Source organism: Paenibacillus chungangensis (genome assembly GCF_042675905.1).
Classification (GTDB): Bacteria; Bacillota; Bacilli; order Paenibacillales; family Paenibacillaceae; genus Pristimantibacillus; species Pristimantibacillus chungangensis.
Genome location: NZ_JBHTJZ010000005.1, coordinates 440,309 through 454,051, shown reverse-complemented (window position 1 = coordinate 454,051; position 13,743 = coordinate 440,309). Strand labels below are relative to the sequence as shown.

Annotated in this window: 10 protein-coding genes; all 10 read right to left on the bottom strand. The window is 55.3% G+C overall.

Annotated elements, in window-relative coordinates; translation table 11 throughout:
• Positions 1-37: 37 nt before the first annotated feature.
• Entirely contained in the window at positions 38-1,030 is a 993-nt protein-coding gene (gene floA, locus ACFQ2I_RS04460) for a flotillin-like protein FloA (protein ID WP_377562444.1), read from the bottom strand.
• A 22-nt stretch (positions 1,031-1,052) separates the two neighbouring features.
• Positions 1,053-2,444, bottom strand: a complete 1,392-nt coding sequence (locus ACFQ2I_RS04455) for an NfeD family protein (RefSeq protein ID WP_377562443.1) — start codon at positions 2,442-2,444, stop codon at positions 1,053-1,055.
• Positions 2,445-2,641: 197 nt separating this feature from the next.
• A complete protein-coding gene (locus tag ACFQ2I_RS04450) occupies positions 2,642-3,085 on the bottom strand; it encodes a GatB/YqeY domain-containing protein (RefSeq protein WP_377562441.1) in 444 nt (147 codons plus the stop codon).
• Between the two features lie 15 nt (positions 3,086-3,100).
• Positions 3,101-3,274: a 30S ribosomal protein S21 gene (gene rpsU / locus ACFQ2I_RS04445; RefSeq protein WP_028597065.1), complete on the bottom strand. Its 174-nt coding sequence runs from the start codon at positions 3,272-3,274 to the stop codon at positions 3,101-3,103.
• Between the two features lie 102 nt (positions 3,275-3,376).
• On the bottom strand, positions 3,377-3,718 hold the full coding sequence (locus ACFQ2I_RS04440) for a histidine triad nucleotide-binding protein (protein ID WP_377562439.1): 342 nt from the start codon (positions 3,716-3,718) through the stop codon (positions 3,377-3,379).
• 138 nt (positions 3,719-3,856) lie between these two features.
• Positions 3,857-4,156, bottom strand: coding sequence for a hypothetical protein (locus tag ACFQ2I_RS04435; RefSeq protein ID WP_377562438.1), 300 nt, complete (start codon positions 4,154-4,156; stop codon positions 3,857-3,859).
• 80 nt (positions 4,157-4,236) lie between these two features.
• The gene (locus ACFQ2I_RS04430) at positions 4,237-4,860 is read right to left on the bottom strand and encodes a hypothetical protein (protein ID WP_377562436.1); all 624 of its coding nucleotides are present in this window, start codon (positions 4,858-4,860) and stop codon (positions 4,237-4,239) included.
• Positions 4,857-8,705: a helicase-exonuclease AddAB subunit AddA gene (gene addA / locus ACFQ2I_RS04425; RefSeq protein ID WP_377562435.1), complete on the bottom strand. Its 3,849-nt coding sequence runs from the start codon at positions 8,703-8,705 to the stop codon at positions 4,857-4,859. The genes ACFQ2I_RS04430 and addA overlap by 4 nt, the downstream gene beginning before the upstream one ends.
• On the bottom strand, positions 8,665-12,222 hold the full coding sequence (addB, locus tag ACFQ2I_RS04420; RefSeq protein WP_377562434.1) for a helicase-exonuclease AddAB subunit AddB: 3,558 nt from the start codon (positions 12,220-12,222) through the stop codon (positions 8,665-8,667). The genes addA and addB overlap by 41 nt, the downstream gene beginning before the upstream one ends.
• Positions 12,223-12,246: 24 nt before the next feature.
• Entirely contained in the window at positions 12,247-13,611 is a 1,365-nt protein-coding gene (locus ACFQ2I_RS04415; protein ID WP_377562970.1) for a class I SAM-dependent rRNA methyltransferase, read from the bottom strand.
• Between the last annotated feature and the right edge of the window lie 132 nt (positions 13,612-13,743).

Here is a 13,743-nt window from a genome sequence, read left to right as displayed (position 1 = left end):
CCTCCCTTACGAATAGCGACAGTCGTCTGTCCGCAGATTATTTGTCTTGTTCATCCTGCAGGGGATCCGTCTCTCCAATCGCACTTCGCATCTTTGTGTCCGATTCGATATTCTTCATATTGAGATAGTCCATGACGCCAAGCTTGCCGCTGCGCAGCGCCTCCGCCATGGCAAGCGGCACCTGGGATTCCGATTCCACGACCCGCGCTTCCATCTCAACCACTTTCGCTTTGTTCTCTTGTTCTTGCGCTACAGCCATCGCTCGCCGCTCTTCCGCTTTCGCCTGAGCGATCTTCTTGTCTGCCTCGGCCTGCTCCGTCTGTAAGTACGCGCCTATATTCTTGCCTACATCCACATCCGCGATATCAATAGATAAGATTTCGAATGCTGTGCCGGCATCCAGTCCCTTGCCCAATACCGTCCGGGAGATCAAGTCCGGATTCTCCAGAACGTCCTTATGCGATCTCGATGAGCCTACAGTCGTTACAATGCCTTCCCCGACGCGCGCAATGATCGTCTCCTCTCCTGCACCGCCCACTAACCGGTCGATATTCGCTCGAACCGTCACCCGCGCCTTTACTTTTACTTCAATGCCGTCGCTAGCGACTGCGGCGACGATGGGAGTCTCGATAACACGAGGGTTGACGCTCATCTGAACGGCTTGCAGCACATCGCGGCCCGCCAGATCGATCGCCGCAGCCCGCTCGAACAACAGCGGGATATTCGCTCTCTGCGCCGCGATCAGAGAGTTGACGACTCTGTCGACATTACCTCCCGCCAGAAAGTGACTCTCCAACTGATTGATCGTCAGTCCAAGCCCCGCTTTCGTCGCCTTGATCATAGGATTGACAATCCGGCTCGGCACGACGCGGCGCAGTCTCATCGCCACAAGCGTGATAATACTGATGCGCACGCCTGAAGCAAGCGCAGATATCCATAGCATAATGGGGAAGAAGCTAAGGAACACGGAAAGCACAATAACAACCAATATACCGACAACTACAATCATAATGATTGGATCCAATTGCATTTCATGAGCCTCCATTCATTTTTCATTCTCTATTCGCTTTCACAACAACCCAGGTCCCTTCCACCTTCACAACTTGAACCGGAGTATTAGCTTCAATGAATTGTCCGGACGTGATCACATCGATCCGCTGGTCGGCCAGCAAGGCGGTTCCTGCCGGTCTTAGCGGCGTTACGGCTATTCCTTCTTGACCGATCAAAAGCTCTTTCGAAGCTGCCGATAAGTATCCTTCTTCTGTCGTTAGCTTGTCACGCAATATGAATTTGTTCCACACCCCGCGACCGCGATGGGTTCTGGCGAACAGGACGACAATAACGAGTGCCGCCACGAAGGCGATTGCCAGCGACAGAATGCCCGATCGGGGATCGGGAGCGGCAATGATAACACCGGCAACGAGCGAGGTGCTTCCGAGCAGACCTAGTATGCCAAAGCTCGGTATGAATATCTCAACAAACAGCAGTACGATACCCAGTACGAACAACACAACCGATTCCATTCCAGCGAATCCGGACACATAGGAGCCGAAGAAGAACAGTCCCATCGCCAGCACCCCCATAATACCGGGAACCCCGAAGCCTGGCACAAGCAATTCGATCGCTATACCCGCTATGCCAATGATCAGAAGCACAGTAGACACGATGGGATGGACGAGAAACCGGGCTACTTCCTCCGCGATGGTGGGTTGAACTTCGATAAGCGTTCGTTGACTCAATCCTAACCAGTCAGCCACTTCCCGCACGCTCGAGGCGGTATAATCGGAGTAGCCGACCTGGATCGCTTCAGAATGCGATAGTGATAATATTTCTCCCGCTTGCTTATCGCGACCGATTTGATCCTTAAGCGCTACTGTCGCCTGTACGTCAACCATTGCCGCAGCGATGGCGGGATCGCGATCGTTCATCTTGGCGGCTTCTGTCATCTGGGACACCCAGAACGACACGACCTTCGGGTTCTGGATCATTTCTCCCGTACTGCCGTTTACGACGGCAGCTGCGCCTATTGTACTTCCAGGCTGCATGACGATGTGATCCGCATTCAAGGCGATGTATGTACCCGCCGATACCGCCTTCCCTTCCACATAAGCAGTAGTCGGTATACCACTCGTCCGGATTAATTCGCCGATGTTGCTCGCGCTGTCTACTTGTCCTCCCAATGTATTGACCACCAGTATGACATGCGTTGCGCGACTCTCCTCCGCTTCCTTGAAAGCTCGCTTGAGAAAGGCGTACATCCCTCGTTCTACCGTATGCTTCACCGGTATGACGAATACGGCTGGACCGGCATCGTCCCCTCCTTCCGCTGCCTGAGCAAAGGCAGGCATCGATCTCAGCAAGTCTCCGACCGTCCACAACGCGGCAGCTGCAAGCCAGATTACCAACGTTACAGATATGGCACGCTTCCACTTTGTACAATGCACACCATCACTCCTTTGCACCGTTTGACATTTGTTATTTAGAGTTTAACCCCTTACGAATTTGACATTCCTCCCCGCTCCAATCATAGTTAATCCTATTTCACTATTATTCGTACTCCACATTACTTTAACACAAAACACCGCACCATAATGAAAAAAACACCCCGAATCGGGGTGTTTTGCGAGTCCGCACGGTGATGCTATTGCAGAAATTGCTGTACAGCTTGATTTACTAGTTTGCCGTCCGCGCGTCCCTTTACTTTGGGCATCAGCGCACTCATCACTTTCCCCATATCGGCTTTGGAAGAAGCACCGAGTTCATGGATGGTCTGCCTAACAATCTCTTGTATATCTTCTTCAGTCAGCTGTTCGGGAAGGTATCCACTAATAATTTCAATTTCTGTCTCAAGATCTGCAATCAGATCATCGCGACCAGCTTTTTTAAATTCTTGGAGGGAATCTTTACGCTGTTTGATCTCACGACTCAGAATTTCAAGCACTTCGCTATCGTCCACAGGACGCTTGAGCTCAATTTCCAAGTTTTTCACAGACGCGCGAACCATGCGGATCGTTGTCAGTCTGAACTTGTCTTTGCTCTTCATTGCTTGCTTCATATCATCGTTCAATCGTTCGCTCAGGTTCATTGTGGAAGGATCCTCCTAAAACTTTCTCTTACGCGCAGCCTCGGACTTTTTCTTGCGCTTTACACTTGGTTTTTCGTAATGCTTGCGTTTCTTCACCTCAGCCAAAACGCCATCTTTAGCGATTGTACGTTTAAAACGGCGAAGCGCAGCATCGATTGTTTCGTTTTTGCGAACTTTAGTTTCAGACACCAGTTTTCCCTCCCTCCGAAACAGACCGTCCAGAGCTTTAACACGGTTTATCAAACTTCATTATAAAGTAAAATGAAAGCCAGTGTCAACTTCGCTTCACGATTATGCCGGAAGAGGACCCAGCTTCTTGCCGCCCAATAAATGGACATGCAAATGATAGACGACTTGTCCGCCATGGCTGTTCACATTGTTAACGAGCCTGTAGCCGTCCTCCGCAATACCCAGCTCCTGGGCTATATGACGTGCAGCGGCAAAGATGTCCCCGATCAGCCCATGGTCTTCCGGAGCCACATCATTCATGGTAGCAATGTGTTTTTTCGGAATAATGAGTATATGTACGGGCGCTGCAGGCTGTATGTCGTGAAATGCCACTACACTGTCGTTTTCATACACCTTGCTGGAAGGAATGCTTCCCTCTACAATTTTACAGAATATGCAATCCATCGTGATCGACCTCCATTTCCCTTGATTGAATTCATGCTTCTATTATCATAGCGAAAATAAAATGAAAAATCCAATAACGATGCCGGCTGACGCTCTGCATTCCAAGCATGCGTCAGCCGGCAGCTGCGTCACCGATAATTAGAAATACGGCAGTAAGGATAATGCCAGCAGCGCGCCTAACGGGAACCTTCTGCGAAAAAATCTGCGCCGCGGATAGTAAGGATATGGATATATGGGTCCTCCATAGGGGTATAAGATGCGTTCATCCATCCCATCCGACGCGCACGGCACAGCCAGATAGACCATCTCGTCATCCACATGCTCCACGAATCCGTCGCACCATCCGTCCGCTGTTTGCGCTAATACATAGCGGTGCATATGCTGCTGGCATATATTCTTCTTGTCCGCGTTACTCATGATCGTATTCGCATTCGCCATTTCCTCAACCTCCTGTCACCATCATTCTATGCAAAGATAGGCAACTGGCTACAAAAGATTGACTTGTCCTTTCCTGGCAATCAATTATGACTATTCGTATATTGCTGTATGACGGCCTCAATCGAAGTCGCTACATCGTGCCAGCCGTATCCGGAAGACAGACGAATCATAAAGGACTTGTTGCCTTCGCCGACGAAGCTGAAGGTCGATATAGCTCTCTGCAGCTCTGAAAAAGATTGCTGCAGCTCTTCTATCGCTTTCCGTTCGCTTTCATCGAGCGCTCCGGCACCGTTGCCAATAGCGAATAACCGCTCGTATGAGAAGTTGTCAATATACGCTTCTGTCGTAGCGCCTGCCCCTTCCAGAGCGCCTTCGGATTGCAATTCGGCCGTTGCCATAAGCTCTTTCAAGCTGCTGCCGTCATGCTGCAAGTCGATTGCGGCATAACGGGCGGCCAGACGCTGGGCCGTTCCGTCAGAGGGGGATAGCTCTATTAACTCCATCATCCGCCCTTCCATGTTCTGAGCAAGCTCAAGACTCTGTTTGGCTCGGTCGAATATCACCTCGCCTTTTTGCACCGCGATTCTCTGGCCGTTGTTTATATTTTTGGTCAACAACAATACGTTACCCATCAAGCTCATGACCAATAAGATTAGCGTGACAGGCAAGGCGATGGAACGCTTGCCTTTCTGTTGCTGCTTCACTGTGATCCCTCCCCGTCGTATCCGCCTGAGGGCTGTTCATCGTTCAGCCTTACCGTGCGGGAACCGTCAAAGAAATAAACATAGATTTCATCCACCTTCCGCTTCAGTACGGAATGAATCGCTTCCGCATACAGCTCGAGCTGAAAACGATGGCGCTGAGCGGCAAGGTCCCATTGCTTCATGTAGATGCTGTCCGTCTTGTAATCCAGCAGCACTAATCCCCGATCATCTTGGAACAGACAGTCGATAACCCCCTGTATGAGTATCGGCTCGCCCGTCGCGCGATCCGCTTCAACTGCAGGATATACTCGTTCGGAAGGGAATACGCAGCTGAAGGGCACCTCTCTCTTCACCCAATCCGCCGCAAGCAGCCGCTTCCCGATGTCTTCGCGGAAGAAGTCGGCAACAGCATCGGCATCGACACTGCGGGCTTGCTGCCCGCTCAGCAATTGCTTCTCCACCATACGCTCAAGTGTGCTCTCTACCACTTGTCTGTCCACGTCTGCATGAAGCGGCAGATGCTGCATGAGCAGATGGCTGGCAGAGCCCTTCTCGGCAGCCGTTAAGGACTGCTCTTCCATGAAGGAAGGCCGTCTCAGCCGGAAGGAATAGCTGCCGGAAGAGGAACTGGCCGCCCGGCCCGCTCCTTCCTCCCAGCTGAATACATCCTCTGCGGCTTGTTCATGCATGCGCTTCATCTCCGTCACGGACGTCTTGGCGGCAATGCGTTCCGCCATCCGGTGAGAATAATGCCACTGGAGCCTGCGATCCAGTTCCTCGTCCGCCTCTTCGCCTTCAATCAAGGCAAGCGATACGAGTGCTTGCAGCCGTTCCGCCGCGGCTTCCGCATGCTCTGCATCTGCCTCACGGGAAGCCGCCGCTTCCGCGCCAAGCCATTCCGCCGGCACTGTATGCGCCGTCCATTGCGATAGGCCGCTCCCACCGGACTCGTCTGCACCCTCTTGCGTGAATTGATCGGACGCGAGAGGTCCCAGCCAATCCAGATAGGTGCGGGCTCCCGCTACGGCGTAGTCGGGCATTGTCCCTTCCGCATCGCGCTGCGCCTGCCATCGATCAAGCGCCTTCTCCATGCTTGCAACCGTACCCAGCAAGAATAGCTTCTCCTTCGGACGGGTCAACGCAACGTACAGGATGCGCATCTCCTCTGCCAGCATCTCCATGCGCAGCCGCTTCCGAATGGCTAGATAAGGCAGAGTAGGATAGCTCATTCGTTGTTCCGAGTCCACGTATCTAGGGCCGAAGCCCAGCTCTCGGTGCATCAGGAAGCTGCTGCGCAGATCTTGTTGATTGAACAGCTTGCCGAGACCCGCTGCGAATACGACCGGGAACTCCAGCCCTTTGCTCTTATGAATCGACATGATTCGCACGACATCTTCGCCCTCGCCAAGCGCCCTTGCCGCTCCAAGGTCCCCGCCGCTGTCCCGCATTCGTTCGATGAAGCGCAGGAAGCGGAACAGCCCGCGGAAGGAAGTGGATTCATACTGCCGTGCCCGGTCGTGCAAGGCGCGCAGGTTGGCTTGCCTCTGGACGCCTCCGGGCAATCCGCCTGCGAAATCATAATAGCCCGTCTCCCGATAGATGCCCCACAACAGGTCCGCAAGCGCTCCTCCCCGCGCTTCCTCCCGCCAGCGGTCAAGGGAGTTCAGGAAGCGCGACAGCTTATAGCGCAGCTCCTCTTCAAGCTCGTCAGCTCCTGCCGCATGGCAGACAGCTTCGTAATAGGACGTCTCCCGCGACAAGATGCGGATTCGCGCAAGCTCTTCTCCCGTCAGCGAGAACAATGGCGAGCGCAAGGTGCCCGCCAACGGGATATCCTGATAGGGATTGTCGATGACACGCAACAGCGACAGCATCGTCTCCACTTCCACCGCATCGAAATAGCCGCTGCTAAGCTCCGCATAGGCCGGAATACCGAAGCTCTGCAGCTCTTCGATCACCACGGGCGCCCATGCCTGCGTAGCGCGCAGCAGGATGACGACGTCGCGCCAATGCAGCGCCCTATATGCCTTCAGCTTGCCGTCGTAGACCTGGAAGTCTTGCTCCATCAGTTCCTGCAGCTGACGCGCGATCCAGCGCGCCTCCAGCTCGGCAACCGTCGCTTCTTCCGCCGGGTCCACATCGCTCCCATATTCTTCATCGTGCCCCCGGCTATCCTCTACCGGCTCCTTCGCCGGCGCCATGCCGCTGCGATCCAGCACCGTCAGCTGAATCGCGCAGCTGTCAGGAGGATTCGGCGGCGGATATCCGGCGCCGCATACAAGCTCGGCCCGGCTATCGTAGTCCATCTCCGCTACACTTTCCCGCATGATGGCTCGGAAGACGCTATTCACGCCGTCGACTACTTCGCTTCTGCTGCGGAAGTTACGGGCCAGATCGATTCTAACCCCCTGGGCTATTCCCTCATCCTCATCATTAACAATTCCGGGTTCGCTACGGCTTCTATACGACTTGTACTTTTGCAGGAACAGATTGGGCTCTGCCAGGCGGAAGCGGTAGATGCTCTGCTTGACATCGCCAACCATGAACAGGTTGCCGCTGTTCTGGCGCGCAATTAGCGATACGATGGATTCCTGCACCAGATTCGTGTCTTGATATTCGTCCAGTAGCACTTCATCGAATTGCTCCCTGTAAGACAAGGCCGCCTCAGAGGGAACAAGGCGATCGGGCTCTGACGACGGGTCCCGCAATATACGCAGACAATAGTGCTCCAGATCGCCGAAGTCCAGCAGCCCTTTGCTCCGCTTCGCTTCTTCGTACCGTTCGCCGAATCCGATGACCAGCTCCGATAACGCACCCATTAACAAGCCCAGCTCCTGCACCTCCTGCAGGAACTCTTCCGCGCTTCGGCCGAACAATTCCGACAAAGTGGAGGAAAGCAAGTCCTTCGCCTTGTCGCGCAGCTCCTTTACCGCTTCCTGCAGCGACTTGTCATATTGCTCACCCCGCATCGGCTTCAACCTGCCGAACGCCGCGCTGCTGAAATAAGGCTCCCACTTGCTCCACGGCTCACGTGCGGCAACTTCCTGCAGGTGCAACACCACCTGCAGGTCTTCTTCCAGTGTCACCACGTACGGAGCCGGACCTCCAGGAGACGCCGCTATGGCGAGCGCCTGACGCAGCAGCGATTCCGCGCCCTCAAGCGTCAATCGGACATCTCGTTTGACGCTCTGGGTCCATTCGCTTCCTTCCAGCTGCTCCAGGTTGTCAATCTTGTAAGCGGCCGCAGTCTCCCTCAGCCAGTGCTCCGGCCAAGGATGGCTCTGTGCGAAGTCGTACAGGCTTTGCACCAGCTCGTACAGCGGCTCGTCGCCTCGCTCACCGCCATAGCAGTCCGCCAGACGAAGGAACGCTCCGCCGTCGCCCGCTTGCTCATACTTCTGCTCGAACAGCTCATCCAGCACTTCCAGTCGAATCAGCTCACTCTCTGTCTCATTGGCGATTCGAAAGCCGGGGTCAAGTCCGATAAGCGGATAATAGCGGCGGATGACATCCAGGCAGAAGGAATGAAGCGTCGTGACGGAAGCCCTACCCATCAGCGCCAGCTGACGACGCAAATGCTCATTGTCCGGCTCCTGCTCCAGCCCCTTCTCCAGCGCTACTGTAATACGCTCCTTCATCTCCGCAGCAGCAGCCTTCGTGAAGGTGGCCACGAGCAATCTGTCTACATCGGTATGGGACGAAATTTTTCGAATGATACGCTCGACAAGAACGGCTGTCTTGCCGGAACCCGCCGCGGCGGCAACCAGCACATTGGCTCCTTCCGTCACAATCGCTTTCCACTGGTCATCCGTCCATATGCTGTTCGCCGGCTTCCGCACGGTCATGACGCTCCACCTCCTCCTGGCAGTCTCTCGCCAACTGCTCCCATATGTCCGCCCGCTTGCCGAGCACGTTGTATGCATTGCCCTGGAATAACGGATCGAATTGGCATAACGGCTTGTAATCGCAGAATTGACACGGAGACTTTCCGCCCATCCGATAAGGCGTGATCGCTATCTCGCCATGCTGGATCGCCTGTCCGATACGTCTAATTCTGCTTCTGACAGAGCCGCGCAATATATCCCACTGCTCGGCGGTCACGACGGAGGAGCTGCTGTAGAAGCTGCCGTCCCGCTTCAGTGCGACAGGGAGAAGCTCGGAATACCCCGTCTCCAGACCTCCATCCATCATACGCGCAATATCCGGCTCTGCGGTCAGCAGCCCACGCATTTTGTAACGCTTCAGCAGCTGATTGTCCGCCTCGTCCGCAGGCAGTCGGTTATGCATCGTCATCATGGGATTGTGCACATGGAAATACAGTACGCCCGCCGGCTTCGCCTGCTTGCCAAGCCAGCTTCCCGCATAGGTAACGAGCACATCCAGATAAGCCAGCATCTGCAAGGAGAGGCCGTGTACGACCTCCTCCAGCTTCAACCCCATTGCGCTGGACTTGTAATCAAGCACACGAAGCAACAGACTTCCATCCGACTCGGCTGCATCCACACGGTCGATTCGGCCGATCACTTCCAGCTCCTTGCCCTCTGACAGAGGGATAACAAGCGACGGCAGCGTCCCGTTCGGACCGAAGTCCACCTCGGTGCCGACCGTATGGAATTCCGCTCGGCGCGCATGCTCGCCAAGCACTACGGCCGCCTGTGCGACGATATCCTTCAATTTCCTTGCGACGAACTGGAATCTGCTGCTGCTAAGCAATATTTCTGATTGCAGCTTGGGTACCAGCTCGCTGACCGTTTTATCGGCCTCTGCTTTAATTTCATGACGGCTCAGCTTGCCCCAGCGAGGCCCAAGCTCCTTCGCCAGTCCGCTTAGCGCAGCATGGAACAGCTGGCCCATATCCGGCGCTCCCAGCCGATACAACCTCCGTTCCTTCAGCTTCAGTCCATGGATAGCGAAGTGCTGGAACGAACACGAGACGAAGCGCTCCATCCGCGAGACGCTCACCTGCATGCGTTCGCCGAACAACTGGCTTGCCGTTGCGATCGACAGATTGTTCTCCTTGTTGTGATACACAAGCGACGATACCAGCACTCCAAGCTTCTGCTGCCACTGGGGCCTGACAGCATACCAATTGTACAATCCCCACCAGAGAGGGGCGATATTTCCGCCTTGATGCCACTCCCGCAGCTTAACGATAAGATGAGATATAGAGCGCTCGGGATGCTGCAGGAATGCCGCTTGCTCTTCCTGCGGCATGTCCGCTCCGGGAGCGAGCACTTCCGTATGAATAGGGATGCCGGGGAACATCGCTTGCATCTGCCGCACGATCTCAGAGGGGAGCAATCCCTTCCCCTCCTCGTCTGCGCCTGCCCAGCTTAGCCAGAGATGCTTGCTTGGCGTCGTCAATGCGTTGTAGATCATAAATCGTTCATCCAGAAGCCTTCTGCGCGCTCCTGGCGCCATCTGAAGGCCGGTCTCCGCCAGTTGTTCCCGTTCAGGCTCCGTTAATATGCCGTCCTCCTTCACGCGCATGGGCAGAGTGCCGTCATTGGCGCCTAGCAGATAGCATACCTCCACTCCTCCGGAACGGGTGCGGTCCATGCTGCCCACCAGCACTTGATCCAGTGCAGGAGGGACCGACGCCAGCTTCAGGCTATCCAGCCCTGCCTCAATCATTCCCGCGAATAACTCAGGCGCTACGCGCTCCTCGCCAGCCAGTTCAACCAGTTGGTCCAGCAATGCCATGACGCCGTCCCACAGCTGGCGATGACTTCGCGCGGATTGCGCGTCGCCCCTCTCCATGTCTTGCCGGCTCCATCGCTCCAGTCGATCAGCCGCATCGGAATGATCCAGCAGTCTGTATAGCGCTTCGCACATCTCTTGTACCGTTGCCGCCTTCCGAAGCCTTTGCTCGAACCTGCGAAGCAAGGGAACGACAGCTTCGCGGGCAGCCAGCGCAATATTCAGCTCGCGCTTGGCAGCGGCAGATACGCCGTCAACGCCTTCATCCTCCAGAGAATGAGACATCATCGGCCTCCAGCGGCTGGCATCCAGCCATTTCCATCCGTCGATCCCTGCAGCCAGCACATAATTCTCCATGAGGTCGAACCATTCACGGGGGAGGCTGTTGTCCAGCGGCACAACCATCTCCGTCTTGATGCAGCGGAACATTGCGTCGTACCTCCAGCCATACAGCACAGTCTCCAGAGCGGATCGTATATACTCCACCAGCGGATGGTGCAGCGCCTTCTTCTTCTGATCAAGGAAAAAGGGAATCTCGTAATCTTTGAAAATGAGGGAGATATAATCGGCGTATTCCTCCGCATTGCGCACCATAACCGCCATGTCGCGCCATCGCAGGCCGTCCTCGCGCACTCTGCGGATCAGATCACGGGCCACTGCCTCTACCTCGGCCCGCTTGTTCGCGGCCGCATGCAACGATATGCCGCATGCGGGTTGGTGACAATGCAGACTCTCCGCACTATTCTGAATCATCGCCACCTTGCTGCCATAGTGCCGCTCCAGATGAGCCAGCATCCTGTTGCGCCGGAATCTTCCTTGCTCAGGGGCGGGCATATTTATCGGAGCGAGCACCTCTGCGCCGACGCTCTCGGCCAACTCCATCAGCTTCAGGCAAGTTTCCGCTGTAGGATGGAAGAGATCCAGTTCATGCGGCGAGACGCCGTCGAGATAAGGACGGTTAAGCGTGAGCGTAACGGTCATATGCGCCGCCCCCGCCATCAAGGCGCCGAGCGCTGCAAATTCCGTAGGAGTAAAGCCGTGGAACCCGTCCACCCATATGCGCGCGCCTTGCATGGAAGGCGACTCGGCGAAGCCTTCCCGCAAATAATGCAAGTAGTCTTCCGAATCCAGGTACTTACCGCCTAGTTCCCGCTCCATCTCACGGTAAATAAGCATCAGATCGTGAAGCTTGCGGCGTAGCAGATTGGAAGACGAGCCAACCATCGCTTCCCGGCTGTCCGACAACTGCTCTTCCTGCAGACCGTATCTCTTCCACTCCGTCAGTAGTTCCGTCAACCGCTCGATGAAGCCCGGCTGCTCCGCCCCACCGGCGAACAGCTGAAGTTCGGGCGCCATTCGGTGCACCAACTTGTACAGCAGCATGTGCTTGCCTGTATCGTTGATCGGGACGAGCGAGGTGCCGCCCGTCTCCTGCATGACACGGAACGCCAGCCTGCGGAAGCTAAGCGCCTGAGCACGAATCGTCCCGCTTAATTCCCCTGAGCGCAGCATGGCATACTCGCTTTGGAACGTCGCCTGCTCCGGTACGAGCAGAATAAGCGGCGGTCCGTCCGGTGCGATGCGAAGCTCTTCTCTAATCTCCTCCAGACAATGCTCCGTCTTGCCGGATCCGGAACGACCGATGACCAATTGCAGCGGCATATCCAGCACCCCTCTCTTAATAGCCTATATAGCGTCCTTGCTTCTTACCTCGAATATGGCGAATTTCAAGTAATGTCCCTCCGGAACGCCCAGCAGCTGCGGATGATCCTTGCCCGCCGCACGCCACTCTACGAGTCTCAGCAGCTTGCCTGCATCGCGAGCCGCTTCTTGTATCGTCTCCAGGAACAACTCCGGCTTCATATGATAGGAGCAGCTGGCTGTCACCAGATATCCCCCTTCATTAACCAGCTTCAGTCCTTGCAGGTTAATATCTTTATAGCCTCGACATGCTCCCGCGACAGCGTTCTTGGTCTTGGCGAATGCGGGCGGGTCCAAGATGACCACGTCCCAGCTTCTCGCTTCCTGCTCCAGCTTCTTCGACGTATCCGCCTCACCACTGGCCCTTAGCTTCCGCTCCTCATGTCCCTTTGCCTGGGATCGCAAGTAGTCGAACGCATCGGCGACGACGAATTCGACGCGGTCGGTGAAGCCGTTGCGCTCTACATTGCGTCTCGCCGTCTCGATCGCGTGCTGAGATACGTCCAGACAGGTGACCCGTTTGGCGCCGTATTGGCAAGCATGCAGTGTGAAGCTGCCGGTATGAGCGAAGCACTCCAGCACCGTCGCACCGTCCCAATACGGGAACGTGACGACTTTGCCGTTTCTGTTCACCGGAACGAAGCTGCCGCCTTCCTCATCCGGCTGTGCTTGAAGTATGATGCCGCTCCGCTCCCCCCAGCCTGTCATTAATTGTGCGATTGCCGCACGGTTCTCACGCTGGTCGAAGAAGTAGCCTGTTTTCTGGCCGTTCACGATGTCCACTTCCATCTTCAGACCGTTCTCTTCTATCTCGACAATGGACGGGCATTCGCCGTACAGCACACCTGTACGCTCCTCCAGTCCTTCCAGCTTCCTGACGCCGACATCGCTGCGTTCATATATCCCTTGCGGCTGGAATACTTCCGCCAACGCATTGACAATGTCGTCTCTTCGCATGTCCATGCCGAGCGTAAGCAGTTGAACGACGAGCACTTCTCCGAAGCGATCCACCGTCAGTCCCGGCAGGAAGTCGGCTTCCCCATATACTAGACGGCAATCTGCACTCTTCACAAAGCGGTTGCGGTAAGCGAGACAATGCCGGAACCGATTCATGAAGAACGCCCGCCCCATCTCCTCCAGCCGTTCGTAGGAAACGATACGCACAGCGATTTGAGAAGCCGGATTCCAATATCCGGATGCCATATAGCGTCCCTGATGCGATACCACTTGCACCAAATCTCCCGGAGCGGGATTTCCTTCAACGGCTCCGACTTCGGATGCGAACACCCAGGGATGGCCGTTCTCTATTCTTTTTTTACGGGTTTTGTTCAATACGACCTTGTTATCCATCTTGCTCAATGGCACTTCTCCCTCTCTGTTGCATAATATTATGCCTTGGCTTGTCATGCATGTCCTGGTAACAACATACAATGAACATAGCCGAGACTCACTCGTATTTCCTTAAGGCAGGTGCGTACAGCT